The sequence below is a fragment of the Rhodovulum marinum genome (genome assembly GCF_004343075.1).
In the GTDB taxonomy this organism is placed as follows: Bacteria; Pseudomonadota; Alphaproteobacteria; order Rhodobacterales; family Rhodobacteraceae; genus Rhodovulum; species Rhodovulum marinum.
Genome location: NZ_SLXP01000003.1, coordinates 116,914 through 138,429 on the forward strand (window position 1 = coordinate 116,914; position 21,516 = coordinate 138,429).

A 21,516-nucleotide genomic window follows, 5' to 3' on the forward strand; every position below is an offset into this window, starting at 1 on the left:
GGGGCGTCATGTCGGGCAACACGCTGACACGTATGGATTTGACCGAGGCCGTATTCCGCGAGGTGGGCCTGTCGCGCAACGAATCCGCCGACCTTGTGGAAAGCGTGCTGCAGCACATGTCGGATGCGCTGGTGGCCGGCGAGACGGTCAAGATCTCGTCCTTCGGCACGTTCTCGGTGCGTGAAAAGGCCGCGCGGGTCGGCCGCAACCCGAAGACCGGCGAAGAGGTTCCGATCCTGCCCCGTCGGGTTCTGACCTTTCGCCCGTCGCACCTGATGAAGGACCGCGTCGCCGCCGGAAATGCCGGGCGGACGGGCTAAGGGCCCGGGATCATGGACAAATCCCCCGAAGCCTTTCGCACGATCAGCGAGGTGGCGGCGTGGCTGGACACGCCGGCCCATGTGCTGCGCTTCTGGGAAAGCCGGTTCACCCAGGTCAAGCCGGTGAAACGGGCGGGCGGACGGCGCTATTACCGGCCCGCCGACATGAGGCTGCTGGGCGGCATCAAGAAACTGCTGCACGAGGACGGGCTGACGATCCGCGGCGTGCAGAAGATCCTGCGCGAAGAGGGGGTGAAGGCCGTCTCGGCGCTGTCGCCCCCGCTGGAGGAAGGCGCGGCGGGGTTGCTGATCGAGGGCGAGGCCGAACGGCTGGAGGATGGCCCCGCGTCCACGATTACCGGCGCCGAGTCGGGGATTGGCGCCGACGAGGACGTGGCACCCGAGGCGCCGATGCAGGAAGACGCCGAGGCCGAGATCGAGGAGGCCGAGGTGGTGGCGATCGTCCAGCGCCCGCGTCCGCGCCCCGAACCGGACGAGGCGATTCTGCCGGGGCTGGACCTGGACGCGCCGCGGGCGAAATCCGAGCCCGCCGCCGCCGGAGCCATCTCCGAAACCGCACCGGACCCGGAGTCCGCGCCCGAACCGGCGCCCATGCCGACCTTCCGCCGCCATCCGCAGCCCGCCGAGGCGGCATTGGAACCCGCCGCACCTTCCCCTGCCCCGGCGGCCGCGGCACCCGAATCCGATGCGCCCGAGTCGGCCCAGGACGCTGCGCCTGAGCCGCCTGCGGGGGCCACGCCCGAGCCCGAACCCGCCGTGCCTGCAATGGCGCCCCCCGCCGCCGCACCCGAACCGGCCGCACCCGCCCCGCTGGGCGTTGATATCGCGCGCACCGATCCGGCCGACGACGACCCGGCCTTCATACCGGCAAGCGCCCCGCTCAGGACCTGGATTCGCAGGCCCGCGCTGCGCAAGGCGCTGGCCGAGGACCACCAGGTGGCGGCCCAGGCGATCAGCCGGCTGCGCACGCTGAACGAGCGGATGCAGGCCGATGATCGGGGCGCAAATCGGCACGGCTGATCGTGGGTTTTGCGACTTGCCCCCGGCGTCAGACATGGTATGACACGCCCCGTGTCGGGCTATGGCGCAGTCTGGTAGCGCGTCCGTCTGGGGGACGGAAGGTCGCAGGTTCAAGTCCTGCTAGCCCGACCATCATCACACCCGCCCGCGCGCCCCTTTCGGGCCGCGGGCGGTGATGTTTCCGGGGTCCGCCCGCCCGGGCGCAGTCGGAGGGGATGCGATGACCGGCACCGGCGTTCTGCCCGCCCAGGATATCCGAAAGCTGATCGAGACCGGCGCGATCGGCCTGGACGCGCCGCTGGCCGAGGGTCAGGTGCAGCCCGCCTCGCTGGACCTCAGGCTGGGCAATGTGGCCTATCGGGTGCGCGCCTCGTTCCTGGCGGGGGCCGCGCGCACGGTGGCCGAACGGCTTGCCGATTTCGAGATGCACCGGATCGACCTTACGGGCGGAGCCGTGCTGGAAAAGGGCTGTGTCTATGTCGTGCCGCTGATGGAACGGCTGGCCCTGCCCGACGACATCCAGGCGGTGGCCAACGCCAAAAGCTCGACCGGGCGGCTGGACCTGCTGACCCGCGCGATCACCGATGGCGGGGTCGAATTCGACCGCATCCGCCCCGGCTATAACGGACCGCTTTACGCGGAGATCTGCCCCCGGTCGTTCTCGGTGCTGGTGCGGCCCGGGCAGCGGCTGAACCAGGTGCGGTTCCGCCGCGGCCAGGCGGTTCTGAGCGATGCCGAGCTGCAGGCGCTGCATGACCGGGTGCGGCTGGTCGCGGGCGGCCCGGCGGTAATCTCGGAAGGGCTGGGCTTTTCGGTCGATCTGAGACCGGGCGACGGCGACCTCGTGGGCTATCGCGCCAAGCCGCATTCGGGGGTGATCGACCTGGACCGGATCGGCGCCCATGACCCGGCAGAGTTCTGGGAGGAGCTGCGCACCGACAAGGGCCGGATCATCCTCGACCCCGGCGCCTTCTATATCCTCGTCAGTCGCGAATCGGTGCATATCCCGCCCGATTACGCCGCCGAAATGGCGCCCTACCTGGCGATGGTGGGCGAGTTCCGGGTGCATTACGCGGGCTTTTTCGATCCCGGATTCGGCCATGATGCGGCCGGCGGCACGGGGTCGCGCGGCGTGCTGGAGGTACGCTGTCACGAGGCCCCCTTCGTGCTGGAACACGGGCAGGTCGTTGGCCGGCTGGTCTATGAACGGATGGCCGCGCGTCCCGAAACGCTCTACGGCGCGGGGATCGCGTCGAACTACCAGGGCCAGGGATTGAAGCTGTCCAAGCATTTCCGCACACCCCGCGCCGGCTGATCCGTTCAAGGGCGCCGGTTTCCCGGTGAAACCGCGATCGCGTCCGTTCGCCGTACATTCCGGCCAACGGGCGCCGCGGCATATCGGCCCGGACCTGCGCGATCTAGCCGGGCGGCGCGGGGCAGTCCATGCACCCTTTTTCCCTTCGCCGAAGGCTTGACGCGACGGCGCAAGGCGCCCGCACGCAACGCGATTGCACGCGCCCCGCCCCGGCGATAGCGTCTGCACAGCGTTTCCGCAGGAGCCCACCACCATGCCCGACACCGCCGCCAATAGCTGGGAAGCCCGCGCCGAGGCTGCGACTTTCTACGGCTTCACCGACCTGCCCTCGATCCATGCCCGCGGCACGGTCGTGCTGACCCATGGCGAGGGGCCCTATATCGTCGACACCCATGGCCGGCGCTATCTGGACGCCAATTCCGGACTTTGGAACATGGTCGCGGGGTTCGACCATGCGGGGCTGGCCGCGGCGGCCAAGGCGCAATATGACCGCTTCCCCGGGTATCACGCGTTTTTCGGGCGGATGTCGGACCAGACGGTGATGCTGTCGGAGAAACTGGTCGAGGTCTCGCCCTTCGACCGGGGCCGGGTGTTCTATACCAATTCGGGGTCCGAGGCGAACGACACGCTGGCCAAGATGCTGTGGTTCCTGGCGGGCGCCGAAGGCGCGCCAGAGCGGCGCAAGATCCTGACGCGGGTGAATTCCTATCACGGCGTGACGGCCGTTTCGGCCTCGATGACCGGAAAGCCGTATAACGCGCTGTTCGGGCTGCCCCTGCCGGGATTCGTCCACCTGACCTGTCCGCATTACTGGCGCGAGGGGCGGCCGGGCGAAACCGAGGGCGAATTCACCGCGCGCCTGGCCGCCGAGCTGGAAGAGGTGATCGCGCGCGAAGGGGCCGAGACGATCGCGGGGTTCTTTGCCGAGCCGGTGATGGGGGCCGGCGGGGTGATCCCGCCCTCTGCGGGCTATTTCCAGGCGATCCAGCCGATCCTGAAGCGCCATGGCATCCCGCTGGTCGCCGACGAGGTGATCTGCGGCTTTGGCCGGACGGGCGAGGTCTGGGGCTGCGAGACCTACGGGTTCGTGCCCGACGCGATCATCAGTTCCAAGGCGCTGACGGCGGGGTATTTCCCGATGGGCGCGGTGATCCTGGGCTCCGACCTGGCCGACCGGCTGCACGCCGCGGCCGAGGCAGTCGAGGAATTCCCGCATGGCTTCACCGCCAGCGGACACCCGGTGGGCTGCGCCATCGCGCTGAAGGCCATCGACGTGATCCTGAACGAGGGGCTTCTGGACAATGTGCGCGCCATGACGCCGCGGTTCGAGGCGGGGATGCAGCGGCTGGCCGAGCATCCCCATATCGGCGAATGGCGCGGCAAGGGGTTGATGGGCGCACTGGAGGCGGTGGCCGACAAGGCGACCAAGACCCCCTTCCCGTCCGACCTGTCGGTCAGCGAGCGGATCGCCAATACCTGCACCGATCACGGCCTGATCTGCCGGCCCCTGGGCCAGTCCATCGTTCTGTGCCCGCCCTTCATCCTGACCGAGGCGCAGATGGACGAGATGTTCGACAAGTTGGAGGCGGCGCTGACCCGGGTCTTTGCCGAGATCGGGGCGGGCTAAAGGCGACCGGCGCGGCGGGCCAGCCGAACGGCCTGCCGCGCGCCCTTGGCGGCGGTACGCGCCCGCGCCTCGGCCTTTGGATCGGGGCTGGCGCCGCGTTGAAGCGCGCGGCGGGCGGCAGCCTCGACCCCGGCCTCGATCCCCTTGTGAAGCAGCGTCCGGACCACCGTCCGGGCGGCCATGTGCAAAAGATGCGGCGGCAGGATCATCATGTCCCTCGCTTGTCGGCCATGGGTCAGCTTTCGTCCTCGAACATCTCGGCCTGGCCGTCCTCGCCCGACTCGTCCTCGTCCGAGGTGCCTGGCATCGGGCGGCTGTCCAGAAGGCCGGCGGCGCGCAGTTCCTTTAGCCCCGGCAGGTCGCGCGCGCTTTCCAGCCCGAAATGGTCCAGGAATTCCTCGGTGACGACATAGGTCACCGGGCGGCCCGGGGTCATCCGGCGCCGCCCGAAACGGATCCATTCCAGTTCCAGCAACTGGTCGACGGTGCCCCGGCTGACCGAGACGCCGCGGATTTCCTCGATCTCGGCGCGGGTGACCGGCTGGTGATAGGCGATGATGGCCAGCGTCTCGATCGCGGCGCGGCTGAGCTTGCGCAGTTCGGTGGTTTCCTTCTGCATCAGGAAACCCAGATCGGGCGCGGTGCGAAACGCCCAGGACTCGCCCACCCGGACCAGACGCACGCCACGCCCCTCGTAGCGGCGCGCCAGATGGGTCAGCGCGAGGGCCGCGTCACAGCCATGGGGCATGCGCGCGTTCAGATCGGCCACGCGCAGCGGCTCGGCAGAGGCGAACAGGATCGCCTCGACCATGCGCTCCTGCTCGGCCATGGGGGGAGCCTCGAAAAGGCTGTCCTCCTGGTCCCGCTCGCGGTCGGTCATCGCGCCCCCTTCCGGCGGATATGGATCGGCGCGAAGGTGTCGGACTGGCGGATCTCGATCTGGCCCTGCTTGGCCAGTTCCAGGCTGGCGGCGAAATGGGCGGCGGTGGCGGTGCGCCGGCGCACCGGGTCGGTTTCCCAGCCCTCGGGCAGCCAGGTGACCAGATCGACCCATTCCCCGGCATAGCCCAACAGCCCGCGCATCCGTTCCAGCGCCTCTTCCATTGTGTAAAGCGCGTCGCGGTCGAAGACGTAGGGCCGGAATTCGTCCTTGGTGCGGATGCGGGCATAGGCCTGCATCAGGTCCAGAAGGGTCGCGGTATATTCCACCCGGCGGATGCGGGTCACGTCCTCGGGGATGCCGCGCACGAAGAAGTCGCGCCCCTTCTGGTCGCGCCCCATCAGCCGCGCGGCCGCCGCGCGCATCGCCTCCAGCCGCTCCAGCTGGAACGCGAGGTGGGCGGCCAGTTCCTCGCCCGAGGGGCCGTCTTCCTCGGGATCGGGCGGCAGCAGGAGACGCGATTTCAGGAAGGCGAGCCAGGCCGCCATCACCAGGTAATCGGCGGCAAGTTCGATCCGCAGCGCCTTGGCCTGTTCGATGAAGGCGAGATATTGCTCGGCCAGCTGCAGAACCGAGACGCGGCGCAGGTCGACCTTTTGCGTCCGCGCGAGCGTCAGAAGCATGTCCAGCGGACCCTCGAAGCCCTCGACATCGACGATCAGCGCCTCGGCGGCCAGCCGGGCGGCGACGGGGTCCCGGGCGGGTCCCTCTTCGAAGCGGTCGGGGCCTGTCTCAGGCATCGCGCCTCTTTCCCAGCAACGCGTCCAGTTCGGCCACCAGCGCCGCGATATCGGAGGGCACCGGCGGGCGGCGGCGCGCCAACGCACGCGCGGCCCGCGCCGCCCCCTTTTCCCGAAGCGTACCGCTGGCCGTCGCCACCGCTTCCATCTCGGCCAGATTGCCGTTGCAATGCAAGACCGCATCGCACCCGGCCCTGAGCCCGGCGGTGCAGCGGTCAGCGATGTCGCCCGACAGCGCCTGCATCGAGATGTCGTCGGTCATCAGGAAGCCGTCGAAGCCCAATTCCTTGCGGATGAAGGCGGTGGCCTCGGGCGAGGTGGTCGCGGGACGGTCGGGATCGAGCGCGTCGTAGACGACATGGGCGGTCATCCCAAGCGGCAGGTCGGCCAGTGCCTTGAAGGCGGCGAAATCGGTGCCCTCGAGCGCGGCCATCGGCGTCTTGACCCGCGGGAGTGCCAGGTGGCTGTCGACGGTGGCACGGCCATGGCCGGGGATGTGTTTCAGCACCGGCAGCACCCCGCCCTCCAGCAACCCGTCGGCCACGGCACGGGCGATCTTGGCCACAGGTCCCGGTTCAGTGCCATAACAGCGGTTTTTCAGGATGGCGTGGGTTTCGGGCCGGGCGATATCGGCCAGCGGCGCACAGTTCACGTCGATGCCCATCCAGTGAAGTTCGCGTGCGATCAACCGCGAGCGCAGGAACATCGAGCGCGCGGCATGCTGGGGCCCGACGGCGGCGATCTGGTCGGCCGCGGGCGCCCAGGGGCGCCAATGCGGCGGGTTCAGGCGCTGCACGCGGCCGCCTTCCTGGTCGATCAGGATCGGCGCGTTGCGCCCGACAGTGTCGCGCAGCGCGTCGGTCAGGCCGCGCAACTGGGCGGGGTCCTTGATGTTGCGCGCGAACAGGATGAAACCCAGCGGGTTCGCCTCGGCGAAAAAGCGCCGCTCGGCCGCAGTCAGCGCGGGACCGGAACAGCCGAGGATGAAAGCCCCGGCGCGGTCCTTCACCGGGCCACTACCGGGATGCAATCGGCACCCTCGGCCATCAGCGCGGCACAGAAGCGGCGCGCATCCGCGATATCGGCAAAGCCCGCCGCGCGCAGCCGGTAGAAGGTGCGCCCGCCGCCCTCGGTTTCCTGGATCACACGGGATTTTTCGTCGAAGAATTCGGCGAAACGGCCCTGGCCTGCCAGCATCTCCCAGACGCCGCGCGCCTCGTCGGCGTTGTCGAAGGCGCCCAGTTGCACCAGCGCGGTGCCCGGGATCACGTCGGCCGCGGCCAGTTCCGTTACCCCGCGCGGGGCAAGCGAAGCGGTTGCGGCAGCGATGGCCGCGCGCGCGGCAAGGTCCACGTCATCGGGCCGGGCCAAGGGCCGCGGCGAATGGCTGAGCGCGCCCTGGGGCAGTTCGACCAGCGGCAGGACCACCTCTTCGCCGGTTTCGCCGACGACCTCGAAGGGCGCGGCCTCGGCCGCGAGTTCGGGGGCCAGCGCGATCTCATCGGAGGGGGCCAGCGCCGAGGCCAACGGCTCGGGCGCGGCGATTGACGCCGTCACTTCGGGCAGAGCGGTCAGCTCCTCGGGCGCCAGTTCGGGGCGCGGGCGGTCTTCGTCGGCGAGGGTCACGGGCCGGGGCGCCAAGCGCAGCGTGTCGGCGGGCGGCGCGGCCTCGCCCTCGGCGGCGACGCGGTTCACCGCAAGGCCCTGGTGTTCGGCCTGCGCCCCGCCCGGATCCTCGGGGGCGACCCGGATCGGGCCTTCGAGGGCACGCACCACCGGCACGCCGGTGACGTCGCGCACCATGATCTGGTAACCCCAGACCGCAAGCCCCGCCACCAGCGAAAGCGAAAGCGCGCCGCCGGCCCAGTTCAGCATCGTCTTGAGCGTCGGCTGCGGATCGCCCGCAACCGACGCACCGATCGCGTCGAAATCAATATCTGCCATTGCCGCCTCGTTTCCGGGGCGTCTTTGTCCCCGGTTGGTTGTCTTGCCTGTCTCGACCCCGGGCGGGTTACGCCTTGTTTTTCAGCGCATTTCCTCGACCGGGGTGACGCCAAGAATACCAAGACCGGCGGAAATCACAACGGAAACGGCACGGGCCAGCGCGATTTTGGCCTGGCTTGTGGCCGGATCGCCCTCTTGCAGGAAGCGCAAACCGGGGTCTTCGTTGCCCTTGTTCCAGAGCGCGTGGAACTCGGACGCAAGGTCGTAGAGGTAGAACGCGACCCGGTGCGGTTCATGGCTGCGCGCGGCGATTTCCACCAGCCGAGGCCATTCGGCCAGCTTTCTGGCGACCGCGATTTCGGCCTCGTGGGCAAGCTGTGCCAGGTCGGCGGCGCCAAGCGTCGCATCGTCGGCGGCGATCCCCGCCTCGGCGGCCTTGCGCAGCACCGAATGCACGCGGGCATTGGCGTATTGCACGTAGAAGACGGGGTTGTCCTTGGACTGTTCCAGAACCTTGTCGAAATCGAAATCCAGGGGCGCGTCGTTCTTGCGCGTCAGCATGTGGAACCGAGTGACGTCCGAACCCACCTGGTCGACCACGTCGCGCAGCGTCACGAAGGTGCCCGCGCGTTTCGACATCTTGAAGGGCTCGCCGTTCTTGAACAGCTTGACCAGCTGCGTTAGCTTGATGTCGAGTGGGACCTTGCCATCGGACAGCGCCGAAACGGCGGCTTTCATCCGTTTGACATAACCGCCGTGATCGGCGCCGAATACATCAATAAGCTGGTCGAACCCCCTGGAAATCTTGTCGAAATGATAGGCGATGTCCGGGGCGAAATAGGTCCAGCTGCCATCCGACTTCATGATCGGGCGGTCCACGTCGTCGCCATGTTCGGTGGACTTGAACAGGGTCTGTTCGCGCGGTTCCCAATCCTCTGGGGTCTTGCCCTTGGGCGGTTCCAGCACGCCGAGATAGATCAGCCCCTTGTCGCGCAACGCGTCGATCGCGGCCTCGATCCGGCCGGTGCCGTAAAGCGATTTCTCGCTGAAGAACACGTCCATCGTGACGCCCAGCGCAGCCAGATCGGCGCGGATCAGGTCCATCATCTTGTCTGTCGCGAAATCGCGGACCTCGGCCAGCCACACCTCCTCGGGTTGGCCGATATAGGCCTCGCCCACCTGCGCCTTCAGCGCCTCGCCGACCTCGATCAGGTAGTCGCCGGGATAGGTGCCGTCCTCGAACGCCACCTGCTGGCCGTGCGCCTCAAGATAGCGCAGGTAGACCGAGCGGGCCAGCACGTCGACCTGCGCACCGCCGTCGTTGATGTAGTATTCGCGCGTCACCGCATGCCCGGAATAGTCCAGCAGGTTCGCCAGCGCGTCACCGAAGACCGCGCCCCGGGTGTGGCCGACATGCAGCGGGCCGGTGGGGTTGGCCGAGACGTATTCGACATTGACCTTTTGCCCCTGCCCCATGGCCGACCGGCCGAAATCGGTGCCCTCGGCCAGTACGCGGCCGATCACGCCCTGCCAGACGGCGGGTGCCAGACGCAGGTTGAGAAAGCCCGGCCCCGCGACCTCGGCCAGGTCCACGCGGGGGTCGGCCATCAGGCGGGGGGCCAGCGCTTCGGCGATGTCGCGGGGCTTTCGACCGGCGGGTTTCGCTAGCACCATCGCGGCGTTGGTGGCCATGTCGCCATGGGCGGCATCGCGGGGCGGTTCGACCGCCACGTTCGACAGGTCGAGGCCCGCGGGCAGCGCACCCTCGGCGGCCATTGCGTTCAGGCTGTCGATCACGAGCGCGCGGAGATCGGTAAAGAGGTTCATGTCCATCCCTTTCGGCTTGACGCGCGGTTTACCACCGGGCGGGGCCGCGTCAACCGGCGGCGGCCTGCGCGGCCTCGCCCGGAGGCGCCAGCGCGATCAGGCGGCTTCCGGCGCCTGCGCGCGGGCTATCCTCGGAGGAGACCAGCCGTGGCGTGCCGTTCGGGCCGACGACCGCGAAAATCACCGCCTCGGGGTTCTTCTCGCGCCATTGGTCGCGGGTGAACTCGTCGGACAGGCGGGTGCTGCGAAAGCGCCAGCCCTCGGTCATCAGGCGGTTCAGCTCGAAATAGCTTTGCCCGGCACCCAGCGGCTGGCCACCCAGGCTGGCCGGCAGCGCATGGCGGCGGCTTTCCTGTTTCGCGCGTTTCAACTGGTAGACATGTTCGCGGCCGAATTCCGGGCCAAGGTCGGTGGCCACCAGCGTATTGTATGCATCGTTGTCGGTGGCGGCGACGACCGTGCCATAGCTGACCAGTTCCACCGAGTGTTCCGCCGCCTCGGACAGGATATCGCCGTAAAAGGTGGGCAGCCCCGCCTCGCGCGCCGATCTGAGCCGCGCGCGGTTCGGGTCGGCGATCAGCACCGGCACCTCGGCCTTTTTCAGCGCCTCGGCAAAACCCGTGGCCCAGCTGGAGCCGCCGACGACGATCACGCCCGGCGTTTCCGCCCCGGTCAGCCCCAGCCAGCGCGCCAACGGCGCCATGGTAAAGCCGTGCAGCACCACCGTCGCGGCCACCAGCGCGAAGGCCAGCGGGCCGATCCGCGCGCCGTCCTCAAGCCCCAGAGCGGTCAGCCGTTCGCCGAACAGGCCCGCGACGGCGACCAGGACAACGCCGCGCGGGCCGGTCAGCGCGACGAGCCAGCGTTCGCGCCAGGGCACCGAGGAAAACGCCAGCGACAAAAGCACCGTAGCGGGCCGGGCCAAGAAGATCGCGACCAGGACAAAGCCCAGCGCCCGCCAGTCCAGCATCTTTAGCGCGTCGACATCCATGCTGGCGGCCAGAAGGATGAACACCCCCGACACCAGCAGGATCGTCGCATGTTCCTTGAAGCGGCGGATCTCGGCATAGGACGGAAGGTCCGCGTTGGCGATGAAGATGCCCATGACGGTCACCGCCAGAAGCCCGCTTTCGTGCAGCACCGCATCGGACAGCGCGAAGGTCAGCAGGAGTACCGCGAAAAGCACCGGCACCTTCATGTACTCGGCCACCAGCGCCCGGCGGAACGCGGCCGACAGGCCCCAGCCGGACAAAAGCCCCAGCACCAGCGCCACCGCGATGCCGGTTGCCATGTCGAGGGCGGCCGCGCCCAGGGTCAGGTTCGATTCCAGGACGATCACCACCTCGAAGGCCAGCACCGCGGCCAGCGCGCCCACGGGGTCGTTGACGATCGCCTCCCACTGCAGGAGCTGCGCGGGGCGGCGCGACAGCCGTGCCTGGCGCAGCAGCGGCGCGATCACCGTGGGCCCCGTGACGATCAGGATGCCCCCGAACACCGCCGAGGCCGGCCATCCGAGCCCGGCCACGTAATGCAGCGCCAGCGCCGAGAACAACCAGCCCAGCGGCGCGCCCAGCACCACCAGCCGCCGCACGCCGGGCGCGGCATCGGCCAGCGAGTGGAAGTTCAGCGTCAGCCCGCCCTCGAACAGGATGATCGCCACCGCGATGGCGATGATCGGCGCCATCAGCGCACCGATGTCGCGCGCGGGATCGAACAGGCCCAGCCCCGGCCCCACGACAAGACCCGCCACCAGCATCAGCACGATGGCGGGCATCCGCAGACGCCAGGCCAGCCATTGCGCCCCGACGCCCAGTCCGCCCACCAGCGCGAAGGCCATCACCGGGCCCAGTGCCCCTTCGGTTCCCGTTGCCATGCCTGTTTCCTATCCCGACGCCGGACCGACCAGCCGTTCATGCTCCTGCATGGCGAAGCGGTCGGTCATTCCGGCAATGTAATCGGCCACGATCCGCGCCAGTTCCGTTTCATCCGCCGCGGCGGCCACGTCCTCGCGCCATTTCTCGGGCATCAGGCCCGGGTCGTGCAGGTAGAGCGGGAACAGGTCCGCGACCACCCGGGTCACCTCGGCGCGCACCTTCATCACCGAGGGGGCGCGATACATCCGTTGAAACAGGAAAGCGCGGATCTGTTTCAGGTCGGCCCAGAGCGCGTCGGTGAAGCGCACCACCGGTCGGCCTAGGGCGCGCACCTCGGCGGCACTGGCGGGGGCGGCATCTTCCAGCGCGGCGCGCGCACTGCCGATGACGTTCTCGACCATCACGCCGAAGAACCGCCGCAGCGCCTCGTGGCGGCGGCGTTTGGCATCCAGATGGGGATAGGCGCGGTCGACCTCGGCGAAACAGGCGTCGAGGATCGGAAGAGCGGCCAGTTCGTCCTCGGTGAACAGCCCAGCGCGCAGACCGTCATGCAGGTCGTGGTTGTTATAGGCGATGTCGTCGGCAAGGGCCGCGACCTGCGCCTCGGCGCTGGCATGGGTGTCCAGTTCCAGGTCGTGGCGGGCGTTATAATCGGCCAGCGCGTAGGGCAGCGAGCCAGTCACGGGACCGTTATGCTTGGCGATGCCTTCCAGCGCCTCCCATGTCAGGTTCAGCCCGTCGAATTCGGCATAGTGGCGTTCCAGCCCGGTCACGATGCGGATCGCCTGGGCGTTGTGGTCGAACCCGCCGAAAGGCGCCATAGCGGCGGCCAGCGCATCCTCTCCGGTATGGCCGAAGGGCGTGTGGCCCAGGTCATGGGCCAGGGCCACGGCCTCGGTCAGCTCGCCGTTCAGCCCCAGAACTCCGGCGATGGTGCGCGCCACCTGCGCGACCTCGATGGAATGGGTCAGCCGGGTGCGGAAACTGTCGCCCTCGTGCACCACGAAGACCTGCGTCTTGTGCATAAGGCGGCGGAAGGCCGAAGAATGGATGATCCGGTCGCGGTCGCGCTGGAACGCCGAGCGAAAGGCGCTTTCCTCTTCGGGGTGGAAACGGCCGCGGCTGGCGGCGGGATCGCAGGCATAGGGGGCGAGCATGGGGCCTCGTCGCTTGTTCCCGGTGGTGAACCCCATATATTGAACGGGGAACCATTTGGACACAGGGGAAACGCGCGCCATGGACCTGAACCTGCCGCCGAAAGTCACCGACCGCGCCTTTGCCCGGCTGGCCGAGATCGGGGCAGCCGCGCAGGGCAAGGCGCTGCGCATCGCGGTCGAGGGGGGCGGCTGTTCCGGGTTTCAGTACGAGATCACGTTGGACGAGCCCGCCGCGGATGACCTGGTCCTTGAGGGCGAAGGTGAGCGGGTGGTGGTGGACTCTGTGTCGCTGCCGTTCCTTTCGAACGCCACGATCGACTTTACCGAGGAACTTATCGGCGCGCGCTTCGTTATCGAAAATCCGAACGCGACAAGCTCCTGCGGCTGCGGCACGTCGTTCTCGATGTGACGCGCCGGGCGGGGCATGACAGACGGGGGGCACCCCCGCGGAAAGGCCGACCGCATGGACAACATCACAGCCCTGGTGCCGCGCGACCGGTTCCTGCCGCTCTGCCCCGAGGCCACAGCGGCAGGTGATCCGCGCAAGACCGGCATCGAGATCGAGTTCGGCGGGCTGACCGAAGCCGAGGCTGCGCGGCTGGTGGCCGATACGATCGGCGGGCAAGTGCAGGAAAAAACCGCGCACGAATTAATCGTCGAGGACACCGAGTGGGGCGCGGTCGAAATCTGCCTGGACACCCAGTGGCGCGACAAGGCGGGCAGCACGCTGGCCGATCTGGGGCTGGATCTCAGCCGGGCCGTGGTGCCGGTGGAAATCGTCACGCCGCCGCTTGCCCCCGACCAGTTGCCCAGCATCGACCGGCTGCGCGGGGCGCTTCGGACCGCGGGCGCACAGGGAAGCCGGGATGGCATGTTCCTTGGCTTCGGTCTGCACCTGAACCCCGAGGTCGCGGATGAGACGCTGGAGGCGATCCTTCCCGTGGCGCGCGCCTTCGCACTGGTCGAGGACTGGCTGCGGAAGGCCGACCCGATCGACCCCGCGCGCCGGGTCCTGCCCTTCGTCGATCCCTGGCCGCGCAGCCTGGTCGACCGGCTGGCGGGAGAGGCCCGGGACTGGGACCTGGCCGCGTTCATCGACGCCTACCTGGCCGAAACGCCGACCCGGAACCGCGGGCTGGACCTGCTGCCGTTGTTCCGCCATCTCGACGCGGCGCGCGTGACCGCGGCGCTTGGCGAGGGCGGGCTGGTCTCGGCGCGGCCCACCTTTCACTACCGCCTGCCCGATTGCCGGATCGACGAGGCCGGCTGGCGCATCGCCTATGAATGGAATCGCTGGGCCATGGTCGAGCGGCTGGCAGCCGACGCCGATGCGCTGGACAGCCTGGCCGCGGATTGGCTGGCCTATCGCGGCGCGCTGACCACGACGCGGGGCGACTGGTTCGCGCATCTGGAAACCCGGCTGGAAGAGCTGGCACCCTGGGAGCCGGCATGAGCCGACGCCCCCGGATCGCGGTCACCACCTCGCGGCAGTCGGGCTGGCGGATTTTTCCGCTGGTCGCGCTGAACCTGTGGCTGGCCGGTGGGCGAGCGGTGCGTTGGGGGGCGGGACGGCCCGCCGATCTGGGCGCGGTGGACGGGCTGATCATCGGCGGCGGCGACGATATCTCGCCCGATCTCTATGGCGGGCAGATCGTGACCTCGGCCCGGCTGGACCCGGCGCGCGACGCCCTGGAACGCGGGCTAGTCGAGGCCGCCCTCGCCTGCGGCATCCCCGTGCTGGGTATCTGCCGCGGCGCGCAGATGATCAACGTGGCGCTGGGCGGCACGCTACACCAGGATGCCTATGGGACCTATACCGCGTCCGACCGAATCTGGACGATCCTGCCGAAAAAGCGCGTTCGGGTCTGCAAGGGCACCCGGCTGGCCGAGGTCACCGGCACCGAACCGATGCGGGTCAACGCGCTGCATTCCCAGGCGGTCGACCGCCTGGGCACGGACGTGATCGTCGCCGCGCGCGACCGTGGCGGCATGGTGCAGGCGATCGAACGCGCCCACGATCCCTTTGCGCTGGGCGTGCAATGGCACCCTGAACACCTGTTCTATGCGCGCCGCCAGCGGGCGATTTTCGCGGCGCTGGTCACGGCGGCGCGGGCCCGCCGCTACAATCGCGGGCAGCTGGCCGCGGTCGACGCAGAAATGGCCGAGCCGGCACGGCCCTGACCCCGGCGCAAGAGCGCCTGCGCCCCCCCACATTACCGCACATATCCTGTGCATGCTACGAATCCAGCGTTCCGATGCTGAAAATGTGGCAGATCGTCCCATGGTAAACCACAGTGATCCGCGCGAAACACAACTGTGACGTGACCGCTCGACGGTGACGTGATAGCTCGAGAAACATAAACCCCTGTTCACGAGACGGAGATTTCCATGCGCAAGGCACTTCTGCTTACTGCGGCCCTGGCCACCCTGCCGGCCACCGCCACTTTTGCCGCCGACCTCGAAGAAGTGGTCAAGGCCCGCCGCGGCTTCTACAGCCTGCTGGGCGCCAACATGGGCGCGCTGGTGTCGATGGTGAAAGGCGAGACCGACTATGACGGCGCTGCCGCCCAAGGCTATGCCGACAACCTGAAACTGCTGACGTCGTACAACATGGGCCATCTCTATGCCCCCGGCACGTCGAATGCCGACATGCCCGGCAAGACCCGCGCCCTGCCCGCGATCTGGGAAGACGGCGCCGGCGTGCAGGAAAAAGGCATGGCCTATGTGCAGGCGGTCGAAAAGCTGAACGAGGTCGCGGGCCTCGACAAGGCGGAACTTGCCAAGGCGGTTCAGGAACTGGGCGGCACCTGCAAGGGCTGCCACGACGACTACCGCGCCAAGGACTTCTGATCCATGAAGGACACGGGCACCCATGGTGCCGGCCCGGGCGGGGACACCGCCCGGGCCGATGACGAGACGCGTCACCCGGTGGAGACCGTGCGCGTCTGGGATCCGCTGCTGCGGCTGTTCCACTGGGCGTTGTTCGTGGCGGTCGTGGGCGCCTGGGGCCTGGGAAAGTTCGGCCCCGACGTGATGACCCTGCATTTCTGGTTTGGCTACACGGTGCTGGGCCTGCTGGCATTCCGGCTGGTCTGGGGATTCGTCGGCCCCGAACATGCGCGATTCAAGAATTTCATCTACGGCCCCGTCACGTTCGTGAAATATCTCGGCTCGATGTTCAATCGCAAGCCCAGCTACTGGCCAGGACACAACCCGCTGGGCGGGCTGTTCGTGTTCATCATCCTGGGTCTGCTGGCGGTGCATGCGGTCACCGGCCTGTTTGCCGATCCCGAGGACTACATCAACGTGGGACCGCTGGCCCAGTATGTCAGCTCGGACACCGCGATCTCGGCCCTTGGCTGGCACGCGACGCTGAGCTGGGCCGTGCTGGCCATCGTGGTGCTGCACGTCGCGGCCATCGCCTTTTACAAGAAATGGAAGGGCGAGAACCTGATCACGCCGATGATCACCGGCAAGAAAACCGTCCGCAAGGACCTGTGACGGCGTCCGGGGGCTGGACAAGCCCCCGGCCCCGCGCCATCCCCGGCCCATGATCCGTTACGATTGCCTGATCCTCGGCGCGGGCGCCGCAGGGATGATGTGCGCGGCCCATGCCGCGGCCCGCGGCGCACGCGTGCTGGTTCTGGACCATGCCAAGGCACCGGGCGAGAAGATCCGGATTTCGGGTGGCGGGCGATGCAACTTCACCAACCTGCACGCCGGACCGGGCAACTTCCTGTCGGAGAACCCGCATTTCGCCAAGTCGGCGCTGGCCCGCTATACACAGTGGGATTTCATCGACCTCGTCACCCGCCACGGTATCGGTTGGCATGAAAAGACGCTGGGCCAGCTGTTCTGCGACGACAAGGCCACGCGGATCGTGGCGATGCTGGTCGAGGAAATGCGCCGCGCGGGGGCCGCGTTGCGGCTGCAGGCGCCGGTCGCGGATGTGGCCCATGGGCCAGAGGGGTTTCGGGTTACGCTGGCCTCGGGCGAGGTGCTGGGTGCGAATGCGATGGTTCTGGCCACCGGCGGAAAATCGATCCCGAAGATGGGGGCAACGGATTTCGCCCACCGCGTGGCGCGCGGATTTGGCCACCGAGTGACCGAAACGCGGCCCGGGCTGGTGCCCTTGACGCTGAGCGGAGCGGTGCTGGAGGGGCTGAAACCGCTGGCGGGGCTGTCGGTGCCCGTCATCGCGACCGCCGGCGGCGCGCAGTTCGAAGAGGGGCTTCTTGTTACCCACCGGGGCCTGTCGGGGCCTTCGATCCTGCAGATCTCGAATTACTGGCGCGAGGGCGACGAGATCGCGCTGAACCTGCTGCCGGGACAGGACGCGGTGGCTGCACTTAAGGCGCTTAGGACCGAACGGGGCCGGAAATCGGTGGGCAATGCACTGGCCACGCGGCTGCCTGCGCGGATGGCGGCCCATGCGGCGGCGCGCGCGGGGCTTGCCGATAACATGGCGGACCTGTCGGACAGGGGGCTGACGAGGCTGGCCGAGGCGCTGACCGATTGGCGGCTGACGCCCGCCGGCACCGAAGGCTATCGCACCGCCGAGGTCACGCTGGGCGGGATCGCGACCGACGGGATCGACGCGCGCAGCCTGGAGAGCCGACATGTGCCGGGACTTTACATGATCGGCGAGGCGGTGGACGTGACCGGCTGGCTGGGCGGCTTCAACTTCCAGTGGGCGTGGTCGTCGGGCTGGGCCGCGGGTAGCGCAATCGCCGAACGAGCCGCCGGATGATGGACTTTGTTGCCTCCGGCGGGGATATTTGAAGCCAGAAGAAGGTGGGAGCGGCCATGCGGATCGCGACGTTCAACATCAACGGGGTCAAGGCGCGGATGGAGACGGTGCTGGGCTGGCTGGACGAGGCCGCGCCCGACGTGGCGCTTCTGCAAGAAATCAAGTCGGTCGACGAGGCCTTCCCGCGCGGGCCCTTCGAGGACCGCGGATACAACGTGGAAACCCACGGACAAAAGGGGTTCAACGGCGTTGCGATCCTGTCGAAACTGCCGCTGGAGGACGTGGTGCGCGGGTTGCCCGGCGATGATGGCGACGACCAGGCGCGCTGGATCGAGGCCACCGTGGTGGGGGACCGCGCGGTGCGGCTGTGTTGCCTGTACCTGCCCAATGGCAACCCCGCACCGGGGCCGAAATACGACTACAAGCTGGCCTGGATGGAACGGCTCGCGGCGCGCGCGCGCGATCTGCTCGCCGCCGAGGAACCGGCGATCATGGCCGGCGATTACAACGTGATCCCCCAGGACGAGGACGCCGCCCGCCCCGAGGCCTGGAAGGACGACGCGCTGGCCCGCCCGGAAACTCGCGCCGCCTTCCGGCGGATCGTCAACCTGGGCTTCACCGAGGCATTCCGCACCCGAATCCGGGGCTCGGGCCATTACTCGTTCTGGGATTACCAGGCCGGCGCCTGGAACCGCAACGATGGCATCCGGATCGACCACATGCTTCTGACGCCGCAAGCCGCCGACCTGCTGGCCGACGCCCGGATCGAGAGCGAGATCCGTGGCGGCGAGAAACCCTCGGACCATGTCCCGGTCTGGATCACCCTCGACGCCTGACCGTCGTTCTTCTTCTTGGCACAAATACCCCGCCGGAGGCGCGCACGCGGCACGCGTGCGCCACGCCCAACGCCGGACAAGCGGGGCGCAGCCCCGTGCGGGCCGGGGGCGGGAGCGCCTCGGATCAAGGTTGTCGCCTCGGCAACGCATGACCCTGCCGAATGCCAGAAGACCGAGCGGTGGAGGATTACCTCGGCCGACGCCCCAGAGCCGATGCCGGTTCCGCGGCGCCCCCGGGACCCGAAGACTTGGGGTTGTGATCGACGAGGCCGTGAGTTTGACCTGAACACGGGGCTCGCCCGCGGCGGCCTAAGCCGTTCGGACAAGTCCCTTCGGGGGCGCAGCCGGTCAGGGCATCGGTGCGGCGGTCAGCGGATATCGGGCGGCGACGTCATGGGCATAGACCCAATCGAATCGCTTCAGCGGCCCGCCGGGCGCGAGCGCCCCGCCGATCCTGAGCGCGGCATGGGCCGCGGCGCGCAGGGGGGGGAAGCTGATGTGGTAGTTGCGCGCATTCTTGGTGGCCATGTCGACGATGCGCGTCGTGCGCGGACGGCGTTCCACCTGGTAGGCAGAAAGCGCGGTGTCGGTGTCGGGGTGCCGCTCAAGGCAGGCGGCCAGAACCCACGCATCCTCGAGTGCCATGTTCGCTCCCTGCGCAAGGAAGGGCAGCGTCGGATGCGCCGCATCCCCCAGGATCGCCGCAGGCCCGCCGTGCCAGCGCGCCGCCACCGGGTGACGGAACAGCCCCCACAGGTTGACCCGTTCGACCCGTGCAAGCAGATCGGGCACACCCGCCCCGAACCCGGCAAAGGCACGGCGCAGGTTCGCGGGATCGTCGTCGTGATTCCAGCCCTCGTCGACCCAGTCGGCGCGCTCTTCGACGGCGACGATGTTGATCAGCTCGCCCCCGCGCAGCGGATAATGCACCAGGTGGCGACCGGGCCCCATGAAGACGTTCGCTACCGGGGCGACCGGCCCCGTCGCGGGCACCAGCGCACGCCATGCGACCTGGCCGGTAAAGGCCGGTGCGGCGCGCCCATTCAGAAGACCGCGCACGACCGAGTGCAACCCATCCGCCCCGATCAACAGATCGGCGGTCAGGTGCGCGCCCTGTGCGGTGGTCAGATGCGCCCGCCCGTCCTCGAACGCGACACCGGTGATCTCGTGCAGAAGCCGAATCTGGACACCGGCCGCGCGTGCGGCGCGGGCCAACTTCTCGACCAGGTCGGCACGGTGGATGAAATAGTAATCCCCGGCCGCACCGGACAGGTCGAGGCGCAGAACCTCGCGCCCCGCGCGATAGTCGCGCAGCACGACCTCGCGGCCCTGCACACCATGGGCCGCCAGTTCATTCCCGAGACCCAGGGCCCTGAGTACCGCGACGCCATTGGGGCTTATCTGCAGGCCTGCGCCGACCTCGCGTATCGCGTCGGCGCGTTCCAGAACCGCCACTTCGGCGCCCCGGCGGGCCAGCGCGGCCGCTGCCGCGAGGCCGGCGATGCCGGCCCCGAGGATGGTTATCTTGCGCCCTGTCAGGGGCATGCGCCCTCTCCCGGTCGGTCCGTCAATCGTCGCGGTGGACGCGTTCGCGGCGTTCGTGGCGTTCCTGCGCCTCGAGGCTGAGCGTCGCGATGGGCCGCGCGTCCAGCCGTTTCAGCGAGATCGGTTCGCCGGTCTCTTCGCAATAGCCGTATTCGCCGTTCTCGATGCGACGCAGCGCCGCGTCGATCTTGGCCACCAGCTTGCGCTGCCGGTCGCGGGTCCGCAGTTCCAGCGCGCGGTCGGTTTCCTCGCTGGCGCGGTCCGCGACATCGGGAATGTTGCGGCTGGAATCCTGAAGCCCTTCAAGGGTTTCACGGCTTTCGTTGAGAATGTCGTTCTTCCAGGCGATCAGCTTGCGGCGGAAGTATTCGAGCTGACGCTCGTTCATGAAGGGTTCGTCTTCCGCAGGACGGTAATCGTCGGGCAAGAAAACTTCGGCTTTCATCCCTGCTCCCTTGTCTGGGCCGGGCGAAAACTCCTTCATCGCTATCTCTCCCCCGGCACGTATCGGGGCTGGCTATAGCCCGATCGCCGCACCGTGTCACTAGTGTTCTGGCCAAATACATGGCGCTTGCCAGTTTGTGAAGGGGCGCTATGGTCGCCTACGATTTCAATCGGAAACTTCGAGAGTTGCCATGGCGTTCAGCTCGACCGAAAGCTATGTGGCCGCCGACGACCTGGCGATCGCGGTGAACGCGGCGGTGGCATTGGAACGACCGCTTCTGGTCAAGGGCGAGCCCGGCACCGGCAAGACGGAGCTGGCCCGCCAGGTGGCGCAGTCGCTGGGCCTGCCGCTGATCGAGTGGCATATCAAGTCCACCACACGCGCCCAACAGGGGCTTTACGAATACGACGCCGTCAGCCGTTTGCGCGACAGCCAGCTGGGCGACGAGCGCGTGCATGACATCGCCAACTACATCAAGCGCGGAAAGCTGTGGCAGGCCTTTGCCGCGCCGGGCAAGGTGGTGCTGCTGATCGACGAGATCGACAAGGCCGATATCGAGTTCCCCAACGACCTGTTGCAGGAACTCGACCGGATGGAATTCCACGTCTACGAAACCGGCGAGACGGTGCGCGCCACCCATCGCCCCGTGGTCATCATCACGTCGAACAACGAAAAGGACCTGCCTGACGCGTTCCTGCGGCGCTGTTTCTTTCATTACATCCGCTTCCCCGACATCGAGACGATGAAGCGGATCGTCGAGGTGCATCACCCGGGCATCAAGAGCGACCTGTTGCATGGCGCCCTGACCCAGTTCTACGAGATCCGAGAGATGGACGGGCTGAAGAAACGGCCGTCGACCTCGGAGGTGCTGGACTGGCTGAAACTGTTGCTGGCCGAAGACCTGAGTGCCGAGGACCTGCGCCGCGACGGGCGCAGCGCGCTGCCGCGGCTGCACGGGGCGCTTTTGAAGAACGAACAGGACGTGCAGCTGTTCGAGCGACTGGCCTTCATGGCGCGGCGCGGCTGAGGGCGCGACGCGCGCGGCCCGGACACAGCGCCGCGCGGATCCCTTGTGACATGCGGCGCGGCCTTGTGCTGGCCCGCGCGGTTCCGCAAGATGCGCGTGCGGGCACCCCTTTCCGGGTGCCGCTTTCG

Annotated in this window: 22 protein-coding genes and 1 tRNA gene; 13 read left to right on the top strand and 10 right to left on the bottom strand. The window is 68.3% G+C overall.

The annotated features are described in order from the left end of the window. Nucleotides 1-8 precede the first annotated feature (8 nt). The 5 genes from ihfA (at nt 9) to EV662_RS06540 (ending at nt 4,303) form a co-directional block, all read left to right on the top strand. The gene (gene ihfA, locus EV662_RS06520; protein WP_132461353.1) at nt 9-320 is read left to right on the top strand and encodes an integration host factor subunit alpha; all 312 of its coding nucleotides are present in this window, start codon (nt 9-11) and stop codon (nt 318-320) included. A 12-nt stretch (nt 321-332) separates the two neighbouring features. Then, nucleotides 333-1,361: a MerR family transcriptional regulator gene (locus EV662_RS19860; RefSeq protein ID WP_243695793.1), complete on the top strand. Its 1,029-nt coding sequence runs from the start codon at nt 333-335 to the stop codon at nt 1,359-1,361. A 55-nt stretch (nt 1,362-1,416) separates the two neighbouring features. Beyond that, nucleotides 1,417-1,493: transfer RNA gene (locus EV662_RS06530), tRNA-Pro, on the top strand. 88 nt (nt 1,494-1,581) lie between these two features. Then, the gene (locus tag EV662_RS06535; protein WP_132461354.1) at nt 1,582-2,676 is read left to right on the top strand and encodes a 2'-deoxycytidine 5'-triphosphate deaminase; all 1,095 of its coding nucleotides are present in this window, start codon (nt 1,582-1,584) and stop codon (nt 2,674-2,676) included. A gap of 253 nt (nt 2,677-2,929) precedes the next feature. Continuing rightward, the gene (locus EV662_RS06540; RefSeq protein ID WP_132461355.1) at nt 2,930-4,303 is read left to right on the top strand and encodes an aminotransferase; all 1,374 of its coding nucleotides are present in this window, start codon (nt 2,930-2,932) and stop codon (nt 4,301-4,303) included. Here the strand turns inward: EV662_RS06540 and EV662_RS06545 are convergent. The 8 genes from EV662_RS06545 to EV662_RS06580 all read right to left on the bottom strand — a co-directional run bounded on the left by EV662_RS06545 (nt 4,300) and on the right by EV662_RS06580 (nt 12,785). Then, nucleotides 4,300-4,515 (bottom strand): hypothetical protein, encoded by a 216-nt coding sequence (locus EV662_RS06545; RefSeq protein ID WP_132461356.1) that lies wholly within the window; start codon nt 4,513-4,515, stop codon nt 4,300-4,302. The genes EV662_RS06540 and EV662_RS06545 overlap by 4 nt on opposite strands. A 23-nt stretch (nt 4,516-4,538) precedes the next feature. After that, nucleotides 4,539-5,183 carry an SMC-Scp complex subunit ScpB gene (gene scpB, locus EV662_RS06550; RefSeq protein ID WP_132461357.1) on the bottom strand — a complete coding sequence of 215 codons (645 nt, stop codon included), beginning with the start codon at nt 5,181-5,183 and terminating at the stop codon, nt 4,539-4,541. Beyond that, nucleotides 5,180-5,983: a segregation and condensation protein A gene (locus EV662_RS06555; RefSeq protein WP_132461358.1), complete on the bottom strand. Its 804-nt coding sequence runs from the start codon at nt 5,981-5,983 to the stop codon at nt 5,180-5,182. The genes scpB and EV662_RS06555 overlap by 4 nt, the downstream gene beginning before the upstream one ends. After that, nucleotides 5,976-6,992, bottom strand: coding sequence for a beta-N-acetylhexosaminidase (gene nagZ, locus EV662_RS06560; RefSeq protein ID WP_132461359.1), 1,017 nt, complete (start codon nt 6,990-6,992; stop codon nt 5,976-5,978). Before nagZ ends, EV662_RS06555 begins: the two co-directional genes overlap by 8 nt. Then, entirely contained in the window at nt 6,989-7,927 is a 939-nt protein-coding gene (locus tag EV662_RS06565; protein ID WP_132461360.1) for an SPOR domain-containing protein, read from the bottom strand. Before EV662_RS06565 ends, nagZ begins: the two co-directional genes overlap by 4 nt. An 81-nt stretch (nt 7,928-8,008) precedes the next feature. Continuing rightward, entirely contained in the window at nt 8,009-9,754 is a 1,746-nt protein-coding gene (gene argS / locus EV662_RS06570) for an arginine--tRNA ligase (protein ID WP_132461361.1), read from the bottom strand. Nucleotides 9,755-9,803: 49 nt separating this feature from the next. After that, nucleotides 9,804-11,627, bottom strand: a complete 1,824-nt coding sequence (locus tag EV662_RS06575) for a cation:proton antiporter (protein ID WP_132461362.1) — start codon at nt 11,625-11,627, stop codon at nt 9,804-9,806. Nucleotides 11,628-11,636: 9 nt separating this feature from the next. Then, nucleotides 11,637-12,785, bottom strand: a complete 1,149-nt coding sequence (locus tag EV662_RS06580; protein ID WP_132461363.1) for a deoxyguanosinetriphosphate triphosphohydrolase — start codon at nt 12,783-12,785, stop codon at nt 11,637-11,639. Nucleotides 12,786-12,870: 85 nt separating this feature from the next. Between EV662_RS06580 and EV662_RS06585 the strand changes: the two genes are divergently transcribed. The 7 genes from EV662_RS06585 to xth all read left to right on the top strand — a co-directional run bounded on the left by EV662_RS06585 (nt 12,871) and on the right by xth (nt 18,371). Beyond that, nucleotides 12,871-13,194 carry a HesB/IscA family protein gene (locus EV662_RS06585; protein ID WP_132461588.1) on the top strand — a complete coding sequence of 108 codons (324 nt, stop codon included), beginning with the start codon at nt 12,871-12,873 and terminating at the stop codon, nt 13,192-13,194. A 54-nt stretch (nt 13,195-13,248) separates the two neighbouring features. Beyond that, nucleotides 13,249-14,238: an amidoligase family protein gene (locus EV662_RS06590; protein ID WP_165915544.1), complete on the top strand. Its 990-nt coding sequence runs from the start codon at nt 13,249-13,251 to the stop codon at nt 14,236-14,238. Further along, nucleotides 14,235-14,966, top strand: coding sequence for a gamma-glutamyl-gamma-aminobutyrate hydrolase family protein (locus EV662_RS06595; RefSeq protein WP_132461365.1), 732 nt, complete (start codon nt 14,235-14,237; stop codon nt 14,964-14,966). Before EV662_RS06590 ends, EV662_RS06595 begins: the two co-directional genes overlap by 4 nt. A 207-nt stretch (nt 14,967-15,173) precedes the next feature. Beyond that, nucleotides 15,174-15,635: a c-type cytochrome gene (locus EV662_RS06600; protein WP_132461366.1), complete on the top strand. Its 462-nt coding sequence runs from the start codon at nt 15,174-15,176 to the stop codon at nt 15,633-15,635. A gap of 3 nt (nt 15,636-15,638) precedes the next feature. Beyond that, complete coding sequence (locus EV662_RS06605) at nt 15,639-16,286, top strand: cytochrome b/b6 domain-containing protein (protein WP_132461367.1); 648 nt, start codon at nt 15,639-15,641, stop codon at nt 16,284-16,286. A 49-nt stretch (nt 16,287-16,335) separates the two neighbouring features. Continuing rightward, nucleotides 16,336-17,535, top strand: coding sequence for a BaiN/RdsA family NAD(P)/FAD-dependent oxidoreductase (locus EV662_RS06610; protein ID WP_132461368.1), 1,200 nt, complete (start codon nt 16,336-16,338; stop codon nt 17,533-17,535). A gap of 56 nt (nt 17,536-17,591) precedes the next feature. Continuing rightward, nucleotides 17,592-18,371, top strand: a complete 780-nt coding sequence (gene xth, locus EV662_RS06615; RefSeq protein WP_132461369.1) for an exodeoxyribonuclease III — start codon at nt 17,592-17,594, stop codon at nt 18,369-18,371. Nucleotides 18,372-18,719: 348 nt separating this feature from the next. Here the strand turns inward: xth and EV662_RS06620 are convergent, their stop codons facing one another. Both EV662_RS06620 and dksA read right to left on the bottom strand, forming a co-directional pair. Further along, nucleotides 18,720-19,916, bottom strand: coding sequence for an FAD-dependent monooxygenase (locus EV662_RS06620; protein ID WP_132461370.1), 1,197 nt, complete (start codon nt 19,914-19,916; stop codon nt 18,720-18,722). Nucleotides 19,917-19,938: 22 nt separating this feature from the next. Continuing rightward, nucleotides 19,939-20,361 (bottom strand): RNA polymerase-binding protein DksA, encoded by a 423-nt coding sequence (gene dksA, locus EV662_RS06625; protein ID WP_132461371.1) that lies wholly within the window; start codon nt 20,359-20,361, stop codon nt 19,939-19,941. 190 nt (nt 20,362-20,551) lie between these two features. Here dksA and EV662_RS06630 point away from each other — a divergent pair, with 190 nt between their 5' ends. Continuing rightward, on the top strand, nt 20,552-21,388 hold the full coding sequence (locus tag EV662_RS06630) for an AAA family ATPase (RefSeq protein ID WP_132461372.1): 837 nt from the start codon (nt 20,552-20,554) through the stop codon (nt 21,386-21,388). Nucleotides 21,389-21,516 lie beyond the last annotated feature (128 nt).

Bases quoted from the DNA above. Each gene is read 5' to 3' on its own strand.
- ihfA (WP_132461353.1), top strand. From the start codon at position 9: ATGTCGGGCAACACGCTGACACGTATGGATTTGACCGAGGCCGTATTC.
- EV662_RS19860 (WP_243695793.1), top strand. From the start codon at position 333: ATGGACAAATCCCCCGAAGCCTTTCGCACGATCAGCGAGGTGGCGGCG.
- EV662_RS06535 (WP_132461354.1), top strand. From the start codon at position 1,582: ATGACCGGCACCGGCGTTCTGCCCGCCCAGGATATCCGAAAGCTGATC.
- EV662_RS06540 (WP_132461355.1), top strand. From the start codon at position 2,930: ATGCCCGACACCGCCGCCAATAGCTGGGAAGCCCGCGCCGAGGCTGCG.
- EV662_RS06545 (WP_132461356.1), bottom strand. From the start codon at position 4,515: ATGATGATCCTGCCGCCGCATCTTTTGCACATGGCCGCCCGGACGGTG.
- scpB (WP_132461357.1), bottom strand. From the start codon at position 5,183: ATGACCGACCGCGAGCGGGACCAGGAGGACAGCCTTTTCGAGGCTCCC.
- EV662_RS06555 (WP_132461358.1), bottom strand. From the start codon at position 5,983: ATGCCTGAGACAGGCCCCGACCGCTTCGAAGAGGGACCCGCCCGGGAC.
- EV662_RS06565 (WP_132461360.1), bottom strand. From the start codon at position 7,927: ATGGCAGATATTGATTTCGACGCGATCGGTGCGTCGGTTGCGGGCGAT.
- argS (WP_132461361.1), bottom strand. From the start codon at position 9,754: ATGAACCTCTTTACCGATCTCCGCGCGCTCGTGATCGACAGCCTGAAC.
- EV662_RS06575 (WP_132461362.1), bottom strand. From the start codon at position 11,627: ATGGCAACGGGAACCGAAGGGGCACTGGGCCCGGTGATGGCCTTCGCG.
- EV662_RS06580 (WP_132461363.1), bottom strand. From the start codon at position 12,785: ATGCTCGCCCCCTATGCCTGCGATCCCGCCGCCAGCCGCGGCCGTTTC.
- EV662_RS06590 (WP_165915544.1), top strand. From the start codon at position 13,249: ATGGACAACATCACAGCCCTGGTGCCGCGCGACCGGTTCCTGCCGCTC.
- EV662_RS06595 (WP_132461365.1), top strand. From the start codon at position 14,235: ATGAGCCGACGCCCCCGGATCGCGGTCACCACCTCGCGGCAGTCGGGC.
- EV662_RS06600 (WP_132461366.1), top strand. From the start codon at position 15,174: ATGCGCAAGGCACTTCTGCTTACTGCGGCCCTGGCCACCCTGCCGGCC.
- EV662_RS06605 (WP_132461367.1), top strand. From the start codon at position 15,639: ATGAAGGACACGGGCACCCATGGTGCCGGCCCGGGCGGGGACACCGCC.
- EV662_RS06610 (WP_132461368.1), top strand. From the start codon at position 16,336: ATGATCCGTTACGATTGCCTGATCCTCGGCGCGGGCGCCGCAGGGATG.
- xth (WP_132461369.1), top strand. From the start codon at position 17,592: ATGCGGATCGCGACGTTCAACATCAACGGGGTCAAGGCGCGGATGGAG.
- EV662_RS06620 (WP_132461370.1), bottom strand. From the start codon at position 19,916: ATGCCCCTGACAGGGCGCAAGATAACCATCCTCGGGGCCGGCATCGCC.
- dksA (WP_132461371.1), bottom strand. From the start codon at position 20,361: ATGAAAGCCGAAGTTTTCTTGCCCGACGATTACCGTCCTGCGGAAGAC.
- EV662_RS06630 (WP_132461372.1), top strand. From the start codon at position 20,552: ATGGCGTTCAGCTCGACCGAAAGCTATGTGGCCGCCGACGACCTGGCG.